The organism is Streptomyces sp. ISL-98 (assembly GCF_018614055.1).
Classification (GTDB): domain Bacteria; phylum Actinomycetota; class Actinomycetes; order Streptomycetales; family Streptomycetaceae; genus Streptomyces; species Streptomyces spiramyceticus.
The window spans coordinates 71,977-89,050 of the sequence record NZ_JAGGPB010000056.1 but is presented as its reverse complement, the minus strand read 5'-3'; the positions used below and the strand labels follow the sequence as shown (position 1 = coordinate 89,050).

Genomic DNA, 17,074 nt, shown 5'->3' with positions numbered 1-17,074 from the left:
CATCTGCGAAATCAAGGACTGAGCCGCGGAGCGCTGACGTATATGACAGAGATCCTCCATCCCGTTTCCCGCCGCGTACGCCGGATCACCCTGGACGCCGACGGTGTCCTGCTGTCCGGGCTCCTCATCGAGCCGAGTCTGCTGCCGCCCAGGGCAGTGGTGGTGGCGGTGCACGGCGGGGGCATGCGGGCCGGCTACTTCGACGGCCAGGCCCGCCCGGGTCTGTCCCTGCTGGAGCTCGGGGCCGGCCTGGGATTCACGGTTCTCGCCCTGGACCGCCCCGGCTACGGGCTCTCGGCCGCGCAACTGCCCGAAGGGCAGTCACTCGCCGCCCAGTCCATGACCCTGCACACGGCACTGGCCGCATTCGCGCGCCGGCACCCGGTGGGCGCGGGGTTCTTTCTGATCGCCCACTCCTTCGGGGGCAAGCTCGCGCTGACCGCCGCTGCCGCCGGCGCTGCCGAGGAGACATTCATCGGACTGGACATCTCCGGGTGCGGTCACCAGTACGCCATCGACCTGGACGAATTGCCCGATGCGCGCAGTCGCGCGGGCTGGCGGCTGAACTGGGGCGCACTGCGGCTGTACCCACCGGACACCTTCTCCAGCACCCGACCGCTGGTGGCCCCGGTGCCCGCATGGGAGCGCAAGGAGGCCTCCGACTGGCCGGACATGATCACCGACGTCGCTCCGCTCGTACGCGTACCGGCCAGGCTCACGTTCGCCGAGCACGAAGGATGGTGGCGGCACGACGAGGAAGCGGTGGCCTCCCTCACCGGAATGCTGGCCGGGGCGCGAGCTGTTGTCGACCGCCAGCCGTACGCCGGGCACAACATCAGTCTTGGCTGGGCGGCCCGCTCCTATCACCTGCGCGCGCTCGGATTCCTGGAGGAGTGCCTGTCGCGGCGCGAGGTGGCGCTGAAATCGACCGGGTAAAAGTCTCTGGCATTGCGGCACATGGATCAGCGCTCGGCTCCCGGCGTGCGGCCCGCTCGGGTTGGACGGACTATGAACCCGATGAGCGGAGTACCTCTGACCAAGGAAGATGCCATGCCAGGCCCACGCGATGCCCTGGTCGTGCTGAACAACGTCAATAAGCACTTCGGCGCGCTGCATGTGCTTCAGGACATCGACCTGACCATCGCCAGTGGCGAGGTCGTGGTCGTGATCGGACCGTCCGGGGGCGGGAAGTCCACACTGTGCCGCGCCATCAACCGTTTGGAGACCATCGACTCGGGCGAGATCGCCATCGACGGCAAGCCGATGCCCGCCGAGGGCCGTGAGCTGGCCAGACTGCGGGCCGACGTGGGCATGGTCTTCCAGTCCTTCAACCTCTTCGCGCACAAGACCGTGCTGCAGAACGTGACGCTGGGCCAGATCAAGGTCCGCAAGAAGGACAAGAAGGCCGCCGAGGAGCGGGCGCGCTCCCTCCTCGACCGGGTGGGTGTCGGCAATCAGGCGGACAAGTATCCCGCCCAGCTCTCCGGCGGCCAGCAGCAGCGCGTGGCGATCGCCAGAGCGCTGGCCATGGACCCGAAGATCATGCTCTTCGACGAGCCGACCTCGGCGCTCGACCCCGAGATGATCAACGAGGTGCTGGAGGTCATGCAGCAGCTCGCCCGCTCTGGAATGACCATGGTCGTCATCACCCACGAGATGGGCTTCGCCCGTTCGGCCGCCAACCGTGTGGTCTTCATGGCGGACGGACGGATCGTGGAAGAGACAACGCCCGACGAATTCTTCAGCAACCCGCGCAGCGACCGTGCGAAGGACTTCCTGTCGAAGATCCTTCACCACTAGATCCACACCCCCCACATCAATCCCCAGGGATGATCACCATGAACGTTCGCAAGGTCTCCGCCGCGGCTGCCGCTGCGCTCGCGCTTTCCCTGACGGCCTCGGCCTGCGGGGGCGGCGACGACGACGGCGGCGGCGGTACGGACGGCGGTGGCGGCAAGATCACCGTCGGCATCAAGTTCGACCAGCCGGGCCTCGGCCTGAAGACCCCGGACGGCAAGTACACGGGCCTGGACGTCGACGTGGCGACGTATCTGGCCAAGGAACTCGGCCACGAGGCAGGCGACATCGAATGGAAGGAGGCCAAGAGCGCCGACCGCGAGACGCTGCTCCAGCGCGGCGACGTCGACTTCATCGCGGCCACCTACTCGATCAATGACGAACGCGCGCAGAAGGTCGATTTCGCCGGCCCCTACCTCCTGGCGCACCAGGACATCATGACCCGGGCGGACGACGACTCCATCAAGAAGCCCGAGGACCTGAACAACAAGAAGCTCTGCTCGGTCACCGGGTCCACCTCGGCGCAGAACGTCAAGACGAAGCTTGCGCCGAAGGCTCAACTGCAGGAGTACGGCGGCTACTCGGAGTGCCTGACCGGCCTGGAGAACAAGGTCATCGACGCCGTGACCACCGACGACGCGGTCCTCGCCGGTTACGCCGCGCAGGAGCAGTTCAAGGGCAAGTTCAAGCTCGGCGGCTTCAAGCTGAGCAATGAGAACTACGGCATCGGAGTCCCGAAGGGCAGCGATCTCAAGGGCAAGATCAACACTGCCCTGGAGAAGATGGTCTCGGACGGCTCCTGGGACGAGTACGTGGAGAAGAACCTCGGCCCGGCCAACTACAAGAACGAGCCCGCCCCGAAGATCGGCAACATCGTCAAGTGAAGCAGGTCACTGACCGGCGCGCCGCGCACAGCTGTGGCGCGCCGAGCCGTCCACACATGCGGAAATGTGGGAGATCGTGTTCGACTTTCTTGAGGGTTACGACCTGTGGGCGGCCTTCTGGGTGACGGTGCAGCTCACTGTCTATTCCGCCATCGGCTCGCTCATCTGGGGAACCATTCTGGCCGCCATGCGGGTCAGCCCCGTGCCGCTGATGCGCGCCTTCGGCACCGGCTATGTCAACGTCGTCCGGAACATCCCCCTGACGGTGATCATCGTCTTCACCTCGCTGGGCCTCTTCCAGACGCTCGGCGTCAGCCTCGGTGCCGACGACTTCAAGACCATCAACTTCAGGCTCGCAGTCCTCGGCTTCATCGCCTACACCGCCGCTTTCGTCTGCGAGGCGCTGCGGTCCGGCATCAACACGGTGCCCGTCGGCCAGACGGAGGCGGCGCGCGCCGTCGGCCTGAGCTTCACCCACACGCTGACGCTCATCGTCCTTCCGCAGGCCTTCCGCTCCGTGGTGGGTCCGCTGGCGAATGTGCTGATCGCACTGACCAAGAACACGACGGTGGCCGCCGCGATCGGTGTCGCCGAGGCCGCGGCGCTGATGCGGGAAATGATCGAGAACGAGGCTCAGCTCATTCTCATCTCGGCCATCTTCGCCTTCGGATTCATCTGCCTCACCCTCCCGACCGGACTGTTCCTCGGCTGGGTGAGCAAGAAGGTGGCGGTGAAGCGATGACTTCCGTTCTGTACGACGTCCCGGGGCCACGCGCCAAACGGCGCAATGTCCTGTTCACGATCGCGTTCCTGGTCGCCCTCGCGGCCCTGATCTGGTGGGTGGTCCAGAACCTCGCCGACAAGAACCAGCTCGAGTGGGTGAAGTGGGAGCCGTTCTTCACCGACACACGTGCGTGGACGACGTTCCTCTTGCCGGGGCTTGAAAACACCCTCGTCGCTGCCGCCTACGCCATGGTCATCGCGCTGCCCCTCGGGGCGTTCTTCGGTATTTTCCGGCTGTCCGACCACTGGTGGGTGCGGGGCGCGGCAGGCACCGTCGTGGAGTTCTTCCGGGCCATCCCGGTGCTGATCCTGATGCTGTTCGCCAACGAGGCGTACTCCGAGTACACCGACATCAGCCCCGACGACCGGCCGTTGTACGCCGTCGTCACCGGTCTGGTCCTCTACAACGCCTCTGTGCTTGCCGAGGTGGTGCGGGCTGGAATCCTGTCCCTGCCCAGGGGCCAGACCGACGCGGCCAAGGCGATCGGCATGCGCAAGAGCCAGACCATGCGGTTCGTGCTGCTTCCGCAGTCGGTGACCGCGATGCTGCCGGCGATCGTCGGCCAGCTGGTGGTCATCGTGAAGGACACCGCGCTCGGCGGCGCGCTGCTCGGCTTCTCGGAGCTGCTGAATTCGGTGCGTCCGATGAGCGCGAATTACGGTGCGAACACCATCGCCAGCTTCACCGTCGTCGCGGTGATCTTCATTCTGCTGAACTTCATGCTCACCACGTTCGCGAGCTGGCTGGAGGGCAGGCTGCGGCGCGGCAAGAAGTCCACCGGTGCGGTGGTCGGCGTCGACGCGGTCGACGCACTGGCGACGCCGGGCGAAACCGGCGGGGCCGGCGGCGGGCCACCCGAGCGGTCCAAGTGACGGACTGGGGTGCTGGTCAACCGACTTCCGGGGCCCGGTCCAGGTACGGGCTCGACGGTTCGGGGATCCGCTGAAGCGACGTCACGTCCAGCGCGAGCGCTGCGGACGCGGTGCCGTACGTGCCCCTCTCGTGCCATGTGCCGGTCACCTTCACCCAGGTGTCGGCGGGTGGCGCCTTCGCTCCGTACATCGTCACCGTCAAGGACTGGGAGTCCGCGGCGCAGCAGGCCACCAGTAGCCGGGTCAGCTCCCAGGTGCCGCCCCTGCCCGGTGTCACGAACCCCGACAGCAGGACGGTGCGTCCCTTGAGGCTCTGCGTGTCGTCCTGCTGGGCCCGGGCGATGTACTCGGTCAGCGATAGCGGCACCGGCCCCTTCGCGGGCAGCGGTTCGAACCGTGCGTAGTCCTCGACGACCTTGGCGTTGTCGCGTGCGGCCGTGTACGAGCCGAGGGCCGGGGGCGGGAAGAGGAGCAGCGCGAGCGCCGGTACGAGGAGAAGCCAGGCGACGCGTGGGCCATGGGCGTGATCATGCCCGCTGCCGCTGCTCGGCTCGCGCCGCAGTACACCGATCAGTCCTACGGCGGCCAGGGCGACGCCGGTGGCGACGAGGAGGGGCTGCAGGCCCTCTTTCACGTACCGCAGGCAGATGTCGCTGAACAGGGACACGCGCAGAACCGCAGCACCGGTCAGCAGGAGCAGCGCCGGCTGCAGTCCGGCCTTCACAGCAGCCACCATCCGGTCAGGGCACTGCACGCCACGGCCGTGACCGCGGTCGCCGCCGAGAACCGTACGGCGAAGGCCCGCCCGAAGGTGCCTGCCTGCAGGGCGATGAGCTTGAGGTCGACCATCGGGCCGACCACCATGAACGCGAGCCGGGCGGTGGGGGAGAAGCCGGTCAGCGAGGCGGCGACGAAGGCGTCGGCCTCGGAACAGACGGCCAGGACGATGGCCAGGGCGGCGAGGAAGAGCACCGACATCCAGGGCGAGCCGGAAAAGGTGTCGAGTACGGACCGGGGCACGGTGACATTGAAGGTCGCCGCGGCCATGGCGCCGAGCACCAGGAACCCGCCCGCGTGCAGGAAGTCGTGCTGGAATCCCAGCCGGAATTCCTCCCATCGGCTGTGACCGTGCTGGTGGCCGGTGTGGCGGGCGGGCATCCGCAGCCATTCGGAGCGCCCGAGCCGCAGCCACAGCCAGCCCATCACCGCGGAGGCGGCGAGCGATGCGATCAGCCGGGCCGCGACGATCTCGGGGCTGCCGGGGAAGGCGACGGCGGTGGAGGCCAGCACGATCGGGTTGACCGCGGGAGCGGAGAGGAGGAACGCGAACGCCGCTGCGGGCGTGACCCCTTGACGGATCAGACTTCCGGCGACCGGTACTGACGCACACTCACATCCGGGCAGCACGACACCGGCAGCGCTGGCCACGGGCACGGCGAGTGCGGGGTTGCGCGGCAGGATCCGGCTGAATACGTGTGCGGGTACGAAGGCGTTGACGGCGCCGGAGATGAGCGTGCCCAGCAGCAGGAAGGGCATCGCCTGGACGGTGATGGCCACGCAGATCGTCTGCCAGGCCCGGAAACCGGGATGCGTCAGCCACTGAGCTCCTCCCAGCGCCCAGACGAGCGCGGCGACAAGGAGCAGCGACAGCCCGCCGGCGACGACCGGCCCGGACGCGGCGGGCGGCCGCGCGCCGTGGCCACCCAACCCGTCGGCGGGGCCGGCCGGCGGCACGCCGGTCAGGTTTTCCGTGTTGTGCACATTGTCTCCGGTCGTCGGTGACGGCTCGGGGCTGCGCCGGGCCGTCGACCAGGACATGCTATAAAACTGGAAACCATTTTCAAATAGGCCCTGGGTGACCCACGGCTGTGGCAACCGCGCACCGGCATGCGGCGCTGCTCGACCACTACGAACCCGCACGGGTCGTTGTAGGCGTCGACGTGCTGATAGTGCCCGATGCGGCATCTTCCGGCGGTGAACGAGTGGGGGAGTCACCGTGTTGGCGGGGCACTTGCACCCGTCCGCCTCACTGGTGGGGACCCTGCCCCGCCCCCGGTCGCATCAAGGACCGCGTCAGACGTGCGACCGCCTGCGCTGCGGGCGGGAGCCGCCGAGGAGCGCTTCGGTGATGAGGCGGACGCCGCGGGCGAGGCGGTTGAGCTGCTCGAGCTCGACGGCGTACAGCTTGATGGTGTTCTCGATGACCGTCTCGGACACTCCGAGCCCGGGCAGCTCCGCCCGGCAGGTCTGCAGCGCGGAGCGCACCGCGCGGATCTCGTGGTCGACCTGGAGTTGTGCGTGGCGGGCCAGGAGGACGTGGTGGCGGGTGAGCGTCGAGTATCCGGCGTAGCGGGCCGGGAGGAGGTCGCGCAGCCACCGGGCCGCCGTGCGCTCCCAGTCCGGGCTGCCGGGAGCCTTGACCTGGCAGGGCCAGGCCGAGCTGATGGGTGTGACGGTCTGAGACGTCATTGTCGCTCCCGTGTGTGATGCGGCTTGTGGTCGCGGGATTTGTGGCGGCCCCGGCCCAGGGGTTGACCGGGGCCGCCATGGGCGTCCGCGTGAGCGGACCGCCCGGATGGAACACCCATGGGCCGACGTGAGGAGGAGGGCGTCGTCCCTGGGCATTCGGTCATGTGGTGCGCGGGGGCTCTATGCGGTACACCGCACGCACGTGGGTTCCGTCCTGGGTCGTACTGCTGTCGAGGGACTCTGCGAGACGGCAGACGATGCCGATTCCGCGGCCGCTCTCGTCCTCCGGGGAAGGGTGCCCGGTGGCGTGCGACGGCTCGCCGTAGTCGGTGACCTGGATGCTCAGGTTCAGGTCGGAGAGGTCGAGGCTCACCGTCATGTCGGCCCGCCCGTGTGCCGCGGCGTTCCCGGCCAGTTCGCCGACGATCAGCAGGCTCCAGTGCTGGTCGTCGTCGGTCAGCTGCCAGGCGCTGAGGCAGGCGGCGGCGTGGCGCCGGATCGCGGACACGTGGCACTTCTGGGCAGGCGCGGAGATGACGGCCATACGGCGCTTCTCCGCGGGGGCCGAGGTGGGCCTGGGTGGAGTGCCTGCCAGAGCCTTCGCGGCGTGAGCCGGTCGGCGTACCGTCTTCAGCTGCTTCCTGCGGGATGCGCCGCGGACGGCGGAGGGAGGCGTCGTGTACATGGTGCGGACCGTCGGCTTTTCGTCGGTGAGGGCTGCGGGGACCGGTCGGCGCTCTCGGACAGCGCGGCGAGCCACACGAAGTAAACATATATACCGTCGAGTAAGCAAGGGTATGAAAAAATTCATGCACACTCTGGCGTGAATGGACCCTCTTCGATCGGCTGCCCCGGGGGCGTCCCGACGTCAGTCCCCGATGAAAAAGTTGTGCTGGTCGGCGACCTGCTCGTACCCCTCCAGCCGGACCTGCGTGCGTTCCGGGTCGGCATCGGCCATGGCCTGGAGGACGGCGGCGGACAGGACTCCGGGCGCCGAGTAGGAGTCGAAGACGAGCCGCGAGCCGGTCCCGGCGGTGAGGGTCACGTCGGCCTCGTCCACGAGCGCCCCGAGCGTGAGATCGGTGATCAGGGCGACGCGCAGTCCCGTGCTGCGGGCGGCCTGCATGGCTGCCAGTGTCTCGTTGGCGTGCCTCGGCATCGCAAAGGCCACCACCCATGTCCCGCCTGCCTCCCGCGACTGCAGCAGCGCGTCGTACGCGACGCTGCCTCCGCGGGTCACCACGCGCACATCGGGATGGATCCGCCGGGCCGCGTAGGCGAAGTACTCGGCGAGCGACACGGAAATCCGCAGGCCCAGAACGGTCAGGGGGATCGACCGGGCCAGCTCGCGGCCGAGGTTCAGGACCTGGTTGGGGTCCGCGAGCGTACGGCGCAGGCTCTCCAGGTTCTCGATCTCGGCGTCGATGGCCGCCTGGAGCTCATTGCGGCGGATCTCCTCGCGGGTGTCCGGCGGCCCGGCGACCGAACTGAGCGCGATCGGCTGCAGGGCCTCCCGAAGGGCGGGAAATCCGCTGAAGCCCAGTGAGGAGGCGAACCGGGTCACCGACGGCTGGCTCACCCCCACGCGATCCGCGAGGTCCGTGATGGACAGGAAGGCGGCCTCGGTGAGGTGATCGACCATGTACTGGGCGATGCGCCGCTGCGCGGGGGACAGCCGGTGGCCGCCGAACAGTGCGAGCACCCTGTCCGTGGGAGCCGCTTCCGTGTCCGGAGCCTGCCGGCCCGGCGTAATCGCAGACGCCTGGGCGCGTGCCCGCTGACTTGATGGCACCGGTGTGCCTCCTTCTCGTCCCACTCGTGCTCAACATAGCTCACTCCCCGTGGCCGCACGGAGACGTGTAGAACGGTGCATTCCGGGCACTCCACCATGGAAGTCCCAGCCTGTACGCGGAACGAGAGGTGTACGCCGTGCGCGGACCCGGTGGCAGTTCCGAGGCACGCTTCACGGTCGCCGTGCGGCGCAGGCCGCGCGAGGACGCGCTCGTACTCGCACTCGACGGCGAGCTCGACCTCGACTCGGCCGACGTGCTGCGCGAGGCTCTGGCCGAGACCATGGAGCCCGGTGTCAACCGGATCCTGGTGGACTGCACGGACCTGCACTTCTGCGATTCCACCGGACTCAACGCGCTGCTGCGCGCCCGGCGTTCGGCGGAGGAGGCCGGGGCGCGTCTGGATCTGTTCGCACTCCGGCCGCAGGTGGCTCGCATGTTCGACATTACGGGAGTCGGGACTGTCTTCCATGTGTACGCGAATCTCGACGAGGCCCTGACAGACCTGCTGCCGAACTAGAAGCAGTGGAAAAGCAGAGGAGGGCCAGTGAGTGACGTTCTTCCTCTTTCCGGGCAGACCCGTCGGCTTGTCCTCCATGGCGCCCGCGGGGCCGTGAGCCGCTGCAGGAACTTCAGCCGGGAGGCGCTGTCGGACTGGCAGTGGACGCCCGCCGAGGACGAGGCCGGTCAGGAGGTCGTCGACGACGTTCTGCTGCTGGTGTCGGAAGTGGTCACCAATGCCTGCCTGCACGCCGACGGCCCCAAGGAGCTCGCACTGACCTTTGCCGGGGACCGGCTGAGGATCGAGGTCACCGACGGCAGCCCGGTCCCCCCGCACCCCCGCCCCTCCGGCGTTGGGGTGCCGGGCGGGCACGGCCTGATCGTGGTGCAGCGGCTCGCCTTGCGCTGGGGCTCCGTACCTCGGGAGGGCGGGAAGACCGTGTGGCTGGAGGTGGCGGCGCCGCCTCGCCTGCACCGTCGGGGTCCGGGGCGCTAGGGGCGCCGTCCTGCGCGAGGCCGTCTTCGACGACGCCGTCTTCCGCGAGGAGAGCCTCCCGCAGCGTGGTGAGGACGCGGGTCAGCAGGCGCGACACGTGCATCTGGGAAAGGCCGATGCGGTCGCCGATCTCCTTCTGCGTCAGTTCCTCGACGAACCGGAGCGAAAGGATGGTCCGTTCCCGCTCCGGCAGAGAGTTGATCAACGGCTTGAGCGCCACGAGGCACTCGACCGTGTCGAAAGCCCTGTCCTCCTGTCCGAGGCGGCGCTGCGCCGAGCTCGGCGGTGTGTCGTCCTCGGTGAACGGCGCGTCGAGAGAATGGGCGCTGTAGCCGTTCGCCGCCCGTCGGCCCTCCGCCACGTCCGCCTCGTCGAGACCCAGGTGGACGGCGAGTTCCGCGGTGGTCGGCGGCCGCCCCAGCTGCTGTTCGAGGACATCGGATGCCCGGGCGAGATCGATACGGAGCTCCTGCAGCCGGCGCGGCACGCGCACGTTCCAGCTGGAGTCGCGGAAGAAGCGCTTGATCTCGCCGGTGATGGTCGGCAGCGCGAACGAGGTGAACGACACCTGGCGCTCGATGTCGAACCGGTTGATGGCTTTGATCAGCCCGATCGTCCCGACCTGGATGACGTCCTCCATCGGCTGGTTGCCGTGGACGAACCGGTTCGCCGCGTACTTCACCAGGCTGAGATTGAGCTCGACCAAGGTGTTGCGTACGTAGGCGTACTCCGGCGTCCCTTCCTCCAGAGAGGCCAGGTGCTCGAACAGCAGTACCGAGATGGCCCGGGCGTCCTCCGTGCCGAGCGCGCTCGGATCCCGGAGGTCGGGCAGGCCGGTGAGCGGCGGCGGCAGCGACGCGCGCACCGAGGGCGAGGCGGTGCGGACGGTGCGCGGGCGGCTGGGGGCGGGGCTGGACATGGGGCTCCTCGACGTGGGCTGGGTTCGTCGTGTGAGCTTCCTGCTTGGTGCCTTACCCGTATGGCTGGCACGGACCCATTATTTCAGATTTGGGACGGTCTGCGCCTTTTTGCTCAGGGCTTCTCGGCAGACGGCTTCTCAGCAGACGCGGACGACCACCAGGCTGGTGCCGTCGTCCGTGTCGCCCGTGACAGTGGCCGGCAGCCGGTCGGCCTGCCCGCCGAGCTCACCGGCTCGGAGGTGTTCGGCCGTGCGGCCGGTGAAGGCCAGGCCGTGCAGTGCGTTGCGCAGAGCCACCATGCGCGTCGCCGACTCGACGCCGTGGCCCGCGATGTCTCCCACGGCCAGCAGCACCCGCCCGTCGGGCAGCGTCTCAGTGTGCCTTGTGGCCCGCCAGCGGAGCCGTCGGCAGTCCGCTGCCTTCGCGCACACCGCGCAGGAATTCCTGAATCGCCTCGATGGACGTCCTGGACGGCTCCCAGCCCAGTTCGCCGCGCGCACGGGCGGTGTCGAGGAGCGGCAGCCGCAGCACCGCGTCGAAGAGGTGCGGAGACGCCGCGAGCACGCGCAGGCCCCAGCCCGCCGCCAGGGCGGTGCGCACGGCCAGTCGGGGCACCCGTACCACCTTGGCGTCCAGCAATTCGCCCAGCGTCTCCGCGTCGATGACCGGGTCGGCGGCCAGATTGAAAGCCCCTCGTGCATCGCCCACCACGGCCAGGCGGTAGGCCTCCGCCGCGTCATCGGTGTGCAGCGCCTGGAAGCGCAGGCCTTCCATGTCCGGTACGAACGGCAGCAGCTCGGGCCGCATCAGCGGACCCGGCAGGAAACGGCCCGCGAAGATACGGCGCTGCTCGCTCGCCGACGTCTCCTTGAACAGGAAACCGGGACGCATGCGGACGACGCGCACCTCCGGGTGGTCCCGCTCGTACGTGTCCAGCACGCGTTCCAGATATGCCTTTTCGCGGCAGTACGCGGCGGAGGGCCAGCCGTGGGTCTCCCAGGACTCGTCGACGCCCCGGCCTTCCTTCGGCCCCGGCGAATACGCGCCGACCGACGAGGCGTGTACGAGAGCCGGCACACCGGTGGCCGTGACGGCCTGGAAGACCCGCATCGAGCCGAGGACGTTCGCCTGCCAGGTGACCACCGGGTCGTGCGTCGGCTGGAACCGCCACGCCAGATGAACGACCGCGTCGGCCCCGACGAAGTGCCGTTCCAGCTGATGGGCGGCCGTCGGCGCGGCGAGATCCACGATCGCCCACTCGGCCTTGGGCAATGGTAGGTCGGGGAGTCTGCGCGCGAGGCCCAGGACGGAATCGACCTGCGGATCACTTCCCAGCGCCTGCATCACACTCGTGCCGACATTCCCGGTGGCTCCTGTCACGACCACCCGAAGTCCTGTCTTAAGGCTCATGAACTGTCTCCGACCTTGCCGCGTGCGAGAGGGAGAGAGGCCTGTCGCTGATCCTCAGGACAGATCTGATCAAACGCGTCACTCTGTGATGAAACCGCCTCGGTGGGCACTCTGCCACCGTGACGGATGGAGTGCCCGACGCAAGTCGCTCGCAGAGGTGACGCGATGCTCAGCCTGCTGGAATGGGACAGCCGGCTCCGCCACCTGCGCGGCGACCTGCCGGCCCCGGTCCAGGGCCGCCGATTCGATCTCGCCCTCAGCAATCCGCCCTACGTACCCGCACTGGAACCCGCACCCGCACGGCACGCCGCCGCCGTGGCCTGGGCCGCCGGCGCGCGACAGCCGGGCGCTCGTGGAGCGACGGGCCGGTATGCGGCCCGTGGTGGCGGACCGGCGCCGCGTGCCCTTCGGGCCCGTACTCCGCTCCAGAAGGGAATGGCTGGAGGACCAGGGGCTGATCACGCCTGGTGAGGAGAAGGAAGAGCTGGTGATCATCCGTGCCGAGCGAAGCGGGTCCCGCCGCCGTGCATTTCTACGCCGAGCACTGGAAGCGGACGCGGTGCACGAGCAGGTCGTCCGCCGGGACATCGTCGGCGGGCTGCTGGAGGAGGAACCCTGGCCGGACGCGGAAGCGGACGCGGCATTCGGCGTCGACGCCACCGGGCGGGTCGACGCACTGCTCGGCGAACGGCTGGTCGCAGCGTGGTGCGACGGCCGGTGCAGTCTGCGCGCACCACTCTGATGACGTGAGGGTCAGATGACCGAAGGCTGGCTCGTCACCGTGAACAGACCGCCGTCAGGGTCGCGCAGCGTCGCCTCCACGCCGTACGGGGAGGGATTCCGCCCGAGGACGGAACCGCCGTGACGGCACGCTCGGTCGACGGTGGCTTCCACGTCCGGGACAGGGAAGTGGATGTGCCAGCGGGGCTGGATCAAGGGGTCGGGTGCCGTACCGATCGCGCCCGAGCTCAGGCGGGCGAGGACTTGCCCGTGCTGGTGCAGTACGACTTCGTCCTCCTCGTAGTCGACCTCGCAGCAGCCCGGCTTGCCGCTGGCCCAGTCCAGGACCTCGCCGTAGAAGATCGCGGCATCGAACGCGTTCCGTGTCCGCAGCCGCAGCCAGGCGGGTGCGTTCTTGCGCCAGGACTGCCAGTCGGAGACGAGCTGGCCTTCCCAGATGCCGAAGACGGCACCGTCACGGTCCGCCGCGAGAGCCCCGCGGCCCACGGGGAAACGGAGCGGACCCACCGCGACGGTCGCGCTGCGCTCCCGGATGCGCGCCGCGGTTTCGTCGGCGTCGACGACCGCGAAGTACGGCGTCCAGGCAACCGGCACCTGCAGGGCAGGAGCGAGCGCGCCGATACCGGCCACGGGCGTGCCGTCGGACACCGCGAGACTGAACTCGGCGCCCAGTCTCACGCGCCGGAATTTCCACCCGAGGACCGCGCCGTAGAAGGCATGGGCGGCTTGCAGATCGCGAGCCATCAGCGTGATCCAGCACGGTGCGCCGAAAACCTCGTGGCTTGACGTCACACTCGCGGTCGAGGCCGCGGTCGGTTCCTTGTCCATCACACTCCCGCTCTCATGTGGGCAGCGGCCGAGGGGACGCGTGCTTTTCACCGCCAGGTACCCAGAAACCCCGCATTTCATCCTGCCCCCGGAACGCCCCGCCCGCGAGCCGCATAAACCGTGTGACCGCCCAGTCCCTCAGCCTTCGACGCCGGTGGCGTGGTGCGGCGCTCCCACGGGCTTGGACTCCGGTGAACCGCGTTGGCGCAGGTAGACGGAGAGGATGGCCATGGATCTCACCGCGAGGAACTTGGACTGCCAGTTCTGGAACGTACGGCTCCAGAAGTCGGCGGACACCAGGTACTCGCCCCACCCGAGTGGGCCCTGAAGTTGACGCAGCCGCTGCTCGTTGAAGGCCGCCACGCCGGACACGGACCGGTCCGGCCAGGACAGCAGAAACAGCCCGGCCATGACCAGTCCCAGCGACCGGGACAACAGCACCTGCCGCAGGCCGGTGGAGGCCGCCCAGCGCGGCGAGTCCTCCCGGGGTGAGAAAGCCGGGGTGAGCGAGTGTTCACGTACGAACGTGCGCATCGCGGCATCCCTTCACCGGTGCATCAGCTCAGGACCAGGCGGAGAACGAACAGCGTCCGCACGCCGCTCAGCCTCCCTTGATCTCGCATTGGTACGGCCGGCGCGTTCGGGGCCGCAGCCCGCGGCGACGACCTCCCATCCCCGGGAAACCGTGACAGGAACAGCGTGTCGGCGTCGAGGACGGATCCTCCTCCGCGATCAGCCGACGCGATCACCAGGACCGGCAGCCCGATGCGCCGGAATCGATACGGCATTCTGCCTCCACGCGCATGTCGACACTGGTGGGCATCATCCTGGGCACCGGACCGGCCGAGGGCGGATCGACACGCGTTGCGGCCGCCCGGCTGTGGAATCTTGCGGCGATGCCCAGCTCTGAGCGCGCTTCGGGCGCGGACCGCCGTCCGCGCCCGAAGCTCTCTGCTCATCCATGGCCGCTCGGCCGCCGCACCGAGTCCCCCTCCCCGCCGACCTCAAACCCACCATCTGCCCCGGCGCGAACGCATAGCCCTGCCGACGGCGGGTACCTCGGGCCACAGACCCGACCGAAAACGGAAGATCCCACAACGGAAGATCAGGGAGAGCAGGCGATCAGCCATGGCGCAGCTCGTACGGGACCTCATGACACCCGGGGCGGCGACGGTACGGCCCGAGGCCTCGCTGGTCGAAGCGGCCCGACTGATGCGGGCCAGGGACATCGGAGAAGTGCTGGTGGCCGACGGCGAACGGCTGATCGGCGTCATCACCGACCGGGACGACGGCAGCCCCGTGTGACTCCCGATCTTCCGGGTACCCGCCACAAACGCGATGCCCGGCCTCTCCGGGAGGAAGAGAGGAAGCAATGCAACTCGCCTTTCTCACCCCGCTCTACGAGCGCCCCGGCCCTTGGGCCAGCGTTCACCTCGACACCGAATGGACCGATGAGTCCACCCCCGGCCGCCGCGAGCTCCAGGCCAGTGAGGCCTGCCGCGAACTGATCGCGCAAGGGGCCGACGAGCCGACCGGCCGCGCGGTGTACGAGGCGCTGACCGCCCTGCCGCATCAGCCGGGAGAGTCCGGGCGTGCCGTCTTCGCCGCGCACGGCAAAGTCGTCCTCGACCCACCGCTGGGCACCCGCCCCGCGTCCCCCTTCGACGTCTCCTGGTCGCCGCTGCCCCGGGTCACCCCGCTGCTGGACCACGCCGTACAGGAACCCGTCTGCCTCATCGCGTACATCGATCGCAAGGGCGCGGACCTGGAGCTCCGCAGCCCGCTCGGAAGCCGGGTGATGGCACATGCCCAGGGCGAGGAGTGGCCGATTCACCGCACGGCGAGCGCCGACCGGTCCGAGATTCATCACCAGCAGAGTGTCGAAGACACGTGGGAGCGCAACGCCGGCGAAATCGCGGCGGTCATCAACGCGAGCCAGCAGGAGACCGGTGCCGATCTGATCGTGCTGGCGGGGGACCCGCGCGAGCGACGCGCCGTACACGACAGCCTGCCTGTCGCACTGCGCCCGCTCGTCGTCGAAACGGAACACGGCGGCCGCGCCGGGGGCGCGTCGACGCGGCTCCTCGACGGGGACGTCGAGCAGGCCCGCCAGGACCATCTGAGGCGTCATGCGCAGGAGGAACTGGACCGGTTCAAGTCCGCCCCGGACGCGACGGCCGAGGGCGTGCCCGCGCTCGTCGAGGCGGCGCGCGAGCACCGGATCGCCGAGCTGTTCGTACGTCCGGACGGGCCGGACGCACACCAGGAAGTGTGGGTCGGCAACGAGCCCGACCAGCTCGCCGTACGCCGTACGGACCTCCAGTACCTGGGCGAACCGCACCCGTCGCCGGCGCGCGCCGACGACGCGCTGCTCCGCTCGGCAGTGGTGACCGGCGCGGAGGTGCTGCGGGTGCGAGCCGAGGGCCCGGAGGATGTGCCGGTGGGCGGACTGGGGGCGCTGCTGCGCCGGCCCTACCAGGAGAAGGAGATGGAGAGGGAACGGGAACGGGAGTGAGGACTCGTTCACCCGCCGGACCTCCCCGGTGTGTGGTCCGGTGCTGTCTGCGCCACCCTGAGTGGGGGACCGTCGAAGGAGCGCCATGACCGCGTACGGCTACTTCCTGGCGAGCGAGGAGTTCGGGCCCGCCGATCTGCTGGCGCAGGCCAAGGCTGCCGAAGAGGCTGGATTTGACGTACTCGCCATCTCGGACCACTACCACCCCTGGAACGACGAACAGGGCGAGAGCCCCTTCGTATGGTCCGTGATCGGAGCCCTGTCGCAGGTCTGCTCGCTGCCCGTGACCACGCTCGTCACCTGCCCGACCGTCCGTATGCACCCGGCACTCAACGCACAGGCCGCGGCCACGTCCGCCGTGCTGACGGGCGGCCGTTTCCGGTTCGGAGTGGGCACCGGTGAGGCGCTCAACGAGCATGTGCTCGGAGACGTGTGGCCCGCTGCCGACCTGCGGCTGGAGATGCTCGAAGAGGCTGTCGACATCATGCGGCAGCTGTTCACCGGCAAGCAGATCACCCACCGTGGGCAGCACTACACCGTGGAGAACGCCCGTCTCTACACCCGCCCGGACGAGCCACCGCCCATCTACATCTCGGGATTCGGCCCCCGCGCCGCCGCATTCGCCGGCCGCATCGGGGACGGATTCATCACGATGATCCCCGACGGGGAACTCATCGGGGAGTTCCGCAAGGCCGGAGGCGTTGGCAAGCCCGTCGTCGGCGGGCTGAAGGTCTGCTGGGGCACCGACCGCGACCGTGCGGTCAAGACGGTCCGACGCCTGTGGCCGAACATGTGCCTGCCGGGCGAACTGGGCCAGATCCTGCCCACCCCCAGCCACTTCGAGCAGGCCTGCGAACTGGTCACCGAAGACATGATCCGTGACGACATCGTCTGCGGCGACGACGTGGAAGAACACGTGAAAGCGGTCCGCGCCTACGCGGACGCCGAATTCGACGAGGTGTACGTCAACCAGATCGGGCCGGACCAGCAGGGGTTCTTCGATTTCTACCGGGACACCGTCCTGCCCCGGCTTCGCAGTAACGCCTGACGTACAGGAAGCCGAGGAG

The 17,074-nt window shown here is 68.9% G+C and carries 17 protein-coding genes and 4 pseudogenes; 11 read left to right on the top strand and 10 right to left on the bottom strand.

Annotation, left to right across the window (positions count from 1 at the left end; genetic code table 11):
• The first annotated feature begins 42 nt into the window (after nucleotides 1–42).
• The 5 genes from J7I98_RS32095 (at nucleotide 43) to J7I98_RS32075 (ending at nucleotide 4,337) form a co-directional block, all read left to right on the top strand.
• Nucleotides 43–936 (top strand): alpha/beta hydrolase, encoded by an 894-nt coding sequence (locus J7I98_RS32095; RefSeq protein WP_214928574.1) that lies wholly within the window; start codon nucleotides 43–45, stop codon nucleotides 934–936.
• Nucleotides 937–1,050: 114 nt separating this feature from the next.
• Nucleotides 1,051–1,800: an amino acid ABC transporter ATP-binding protein gene (locus J7I98_RS32090; protein ID WP_374225196.1), complete on the top strand. Its 750-nt coding sequence runs from the start codon at nucleotides 1,051–1,053 to the stop codon at nucleotides 1,798–1,800.
• A 38-nt stretch (nucleotides 1,801–1,838) separates the two neighbouring features.
• Nucleotides 1,839–2,681 carry a glutamate ABC transporter substrate-binding protein gene (locus J7I98_RS32085; protein ID WP_214928566.1) on the top strand — a complete coding sequence of 281 codons (843 nt, stop codon included), beginning with the start codon at nucleotides 1,839–1,841 and terminating at the stop codon, nucleotides 2,679–2,681.
• Nucleotides 2,682–2,757: 76 nt separating this feature from the next.
• Entirely contained in the window at nucleotides 2,758–3,423 is a 666-nt protein-coding gene (locus tag J7I98_RS32080) for an amino acid ABC transporter permease (RefSeq protein ID WP_308378016.1), read from the top strand.
• The gene (locus J7I98_RS32075; RefSeq protein ID WP_214928564.1) at nucleotides 3,420–4,337 is read left to right on the top strand and encodes an amino acid ABC transporter permease; all 918 of its coding nucleotides are present in this window, start codon (nucleotides 3,420–3,422) and stop codon (nucleotides 4,335–4,337) included. Before J7I98_RS32080 ends, J7I98_RS32075 begins: the two co-directional genes overlap by 4 nt.
• A 16-nt stretch (nucleotides 4,338–4,353) precedes the next feature.
• Here the strand turns inward: J7I98_RS32075 and J7I98_RS32070 are convergent, their stop codons facing one another.
• From J7I98_RS32070 to J7I98_RS32050, 5 genes are all read right to left on the bottom strand, one after another.
• Nucleotides 4,354–5,061, bottom strand: a complete 708-nt coding sequence (locus tag J7I98_RS32070) for a TIGR03943 family protein (protein WP_214928563.1) — start codon at nucleotides 5,059–5,061, stop codon at nucleotides 4,354–4,356.
• Nucleotides 5,058–6,155 (bottom strand): permease, encoded by a 1,098-nt coding sequence (locus tag J7I98_RS32065; protein ID WP_251021512.1) that lies wholly within the window; start codon nucleotides 6,153–6,155, stop codon nucleotides 5,058–5,060. The genes J7I98_RS32070 and J7I98_RS32065 overlap by 4 nt, the downstream gene beginning before the upstream one ends.
• Nucleotides 6,156–6,410: 255 nt before the next feature.
• On the bottom strand, nucleotides 6,411–6,806 hold the full coding sequence (locus tag J7I98_RS32060) for a hypothetical protein (protein WP_214928562.1): 396 nt from the start codon (nucleotides 6,804–6,806) through the stop codon (nucleotides 6,411–6,413).
• Nucleotides 6,807–6,966: 160 nt separating this feature from the next.
• A complete protein-coding gene (locus J7I98_RS32055) occupies nucleotides 6,967–7,491 on the bottom strand; it encodes an ATP-binding protein (protein WP_214928561.1) in 525 nt (174 codons plus the stop codon).
• Between the two features lie 183 nt (nucleotides 7,492–7,674).
• Nucleotides 7,675–8,598, bottom strand: a complete 924-nt coding sequence (locus tag J7I98_RS32050; protein WP_214928560.1) for a MurR/RpiR family transcriptional regulator — start codon at nucleotides 8,596–8,598, stop codon at nucleotides 7,675–7,677.
• A gap of 137 nt (nucleotides 8,599–8,735) precedes the next feature.
• Here J7I98_RS32050 and J7I98_RS32045 point away from each other — a divergent pair, with 137 nt between their 5' ends.
• Entirely contained in the window at nucleotides 8,736–9,116 is a 381-nt protein-coding gene (locus tag J7I98_RS32045) for an STAS domain-containing protein (protein ID WP_214928559.1), read from the top strand.
• Nucleotides 9,117–9,143: 27 nt separating this feature from the next.
• The gene (locus J7I98_RS42700; protein ID WP_214928558.1) at nucleotides 9,144–9,593 is read left to right on the top strand and encodes an ATP-binding protein; all 450 of its coding nucleotides are present in this window, start codon (nucleotides 9,144–9,146) and stop codon (nucleotides 9,591–9,593) included.
• A gap of 37 nt (nucleotides 9,594–9,630) precedes the next feature.
• On the opposite strand, the pseudogene J7I98_RS32035 reads toward J7I98_RS42700, so the two are convergent.
• The 3 genes and pseudogenes from J7I98_RS32035 to J7I98_RS32025 all read right to left on the bottom strand — a co-directional run.
• Nucleotides 9,631–10,512 (bottom strand): annotated as a pseudogene (locus J7I98_RS32035) (SigB/SigF/SigG family RNA polymerase sigma factor); the annotation flags it as partial.
• A gap of 255 nt (nucleotides 10,513–10,767) precedes the next feature.
• Nucleotides 10,768–10,881, bottom strand: a pseudogene (locus J7I98_RS43065) (SpoIIE family protein phosphatase); the annotation flags it as partial.
• 4 nt (nucleotides 10,882–10,885) lie between these two features.
• Complete coding sequence (locus J7I98_RS32025) at nucleotides 10,886–11,923, bottom strand: NAD-dependent epimerase/dehydratase family protein (protein WP_214928556.1); 1,038 nt, start codon at nucleotides 11,921–11,923, stop codon at nucleotides 10,886–10,888.
• Between the two features lie 370 nt (nucleotides 11,924–12,293).
• Here J7I98_RS32025 and J7I98_RS32020 point away from each other — a divergent pair, with 370 nt between their 5' ends.
• Nucleotides 12,294–12,665, top strand: coding sequence for a hypothetical protein (locus tag J7I98_RS32020; protein ID WP_214928555.1), 372 nt, complete (start codon nucleotides 12,294–12,296; stop codon nucleotides 12,663–12,665).
• 11 nt (nucleotides 12,666–12,676) lie between these two features.
• Here J7I98_RS32020 and J7I98_RS32015 read toward each other — a convergent pair whose 3' ends face one another.
• Both J7I98_RS32015 and J7I98_RS32010 read right to left on the bottom strand, forming a co-directional pair.
• Entirely contained in the window at nucleotides 12,677–13,492 is an 816-nt protein-coding gene (locus J7I98_RS32015) for a VOC family protein (protein ID WP_214928554.1), read from the bottom strand.
• Nucleotides 13,493–13,630: 138 nt separating this feature from the next.
• Nucleotides 13,631–13,978 (bottom strand): annotated as a pseudogene (locus J7I98_RS32010) (DUF6766 family protein); the annotation flags it as partial.
• A 642-nt stretch (nucleotides 13,979–14,620) separates the two neighbouring features.
• Here J7I98_RS32010 and J7I98_RS32005 point away from each other — a divergent pair.
• From J7I98_RS32005 to J7I98_RS31995, 3 genes and pseudogenes are all read left to right on the top strand, one after another.
• Nucleotides 14,621–14,779 (top strand): annotated as a pseudogene (locus tag J7I98_RS32005) (CBS domain-containing protein); the annotation flags it as partial.
• 85 nt (nucleotides 14,780–14,864) lie between these two features.
• Nucleotides 14,865–16,007, top strand: coding sequence for a Vms1/Ankzf1 family peptidyl-tRNA hydrolase (locus J7I98_RS32000; protein WP_214928552.1), 1,143 nt, complete (start codon nucleotides 14,865–14,867; stop codon nucleotides 16,005–16,007).
• Nucleotides 16,008–16,092: 85 nt separating this feature from the next.
• A complete protein-coding gene (locus tag J7I98_RS31995) occupies nucleotides 16,093–17,055 on the top strand; it encodes a TIGR03557 family F420-dependent LLM class oxidoreductase (RefSeq protein ID WP_214928551.1) in 963 nt (320 codons plus the stop codon).
• The last annotated feature ends 19 nt before the right edge of the window (nucleotides 17,056–17,074 follow it).

Coding starts and splice junctions, on each gene's coding strand:
- J7I98_RS32095 (WP_214928574.1), top strand. CDS start 43: ATGACAGAGATCCTCCATCCCGTTTCCCGCCGCGTACGCCGGATCACC.
- J7I98_RS32090 (WP_374225196.1), top strand. CDS start 1,051: ATGCCAGGCCCACGCGATGCCCTGGTCGTGCTGAACAACGTCAATAAG.
- J7I98_RS32085 (WP_214928566.1), top strand. CDS start 1,839: ATGAACGTTCGCAAGGTCTCCGCCGCGGCTGCCGCTGCGCTCGCGCTT.
- J7I98_RS32075 (WP_214928564.1), top strand. CDS start 3,420: ATGACTTCCGTTCTGTACGACGTCCCGGGGCCACGCGCCAAACGGCGC.
- J7I98_RS32065 (WP_251021512.1), bottom strand. CDS start 6,155: ATGTCCTGGTCGACGGCCCGGCGCAGCCCCGAGCCGTCACCGACGACC.
- J7I98_RS32060 (WP_214928562.1), bottom strand. CDS start 6,806: ATGACGTCTCAGACCGTCACACCCATCAGCTCGGCCTGGCCCTGCCAG.
- J7I98_RS32055 (WP_214928561.1), bottom strand. CDS start 7,491: ATGTACACGACGCCTCCCTCCGCCGTCCGCGGCGCATCCCGCAGGAAG.
- J7I98_RS32025 (WP_214928556.1), bottom strand. CDS start 11,923: ATGAGCCTTAAGACAGGACTTCGGGTGGTCGTGACAGGAGCCACCGGG.
- J7I98_RS32020 (WP_214928555.1), top strand. CDS start 12,294: ATGCGGCCCGTGGTGGCGGACCGGCGCCGCGTGCCCTTCGGGCCCGTA.
- J7I98_RS32015 (WP_214928554.1), bottom strand. CDS start 13,492: ATGGACAAGGAACCGACCGCGGCCTCGACCGCGAGTGTGACGTCAAGC.
- J7I98_RS32000 (WP_214928552.1), top strand. CDS start 14,865: ATGCAACTCGCCTTTCTCACCCCGCTCTACGAGCGCCCCGGCCCTTGG.
- J7I98_RS31995 (WP_214928551.1), top strand. CDS start 16,093: ATGACCGCGTACGGCTACTTCCTGGCGAGCGAGGAGTTCGGGCCCGCC.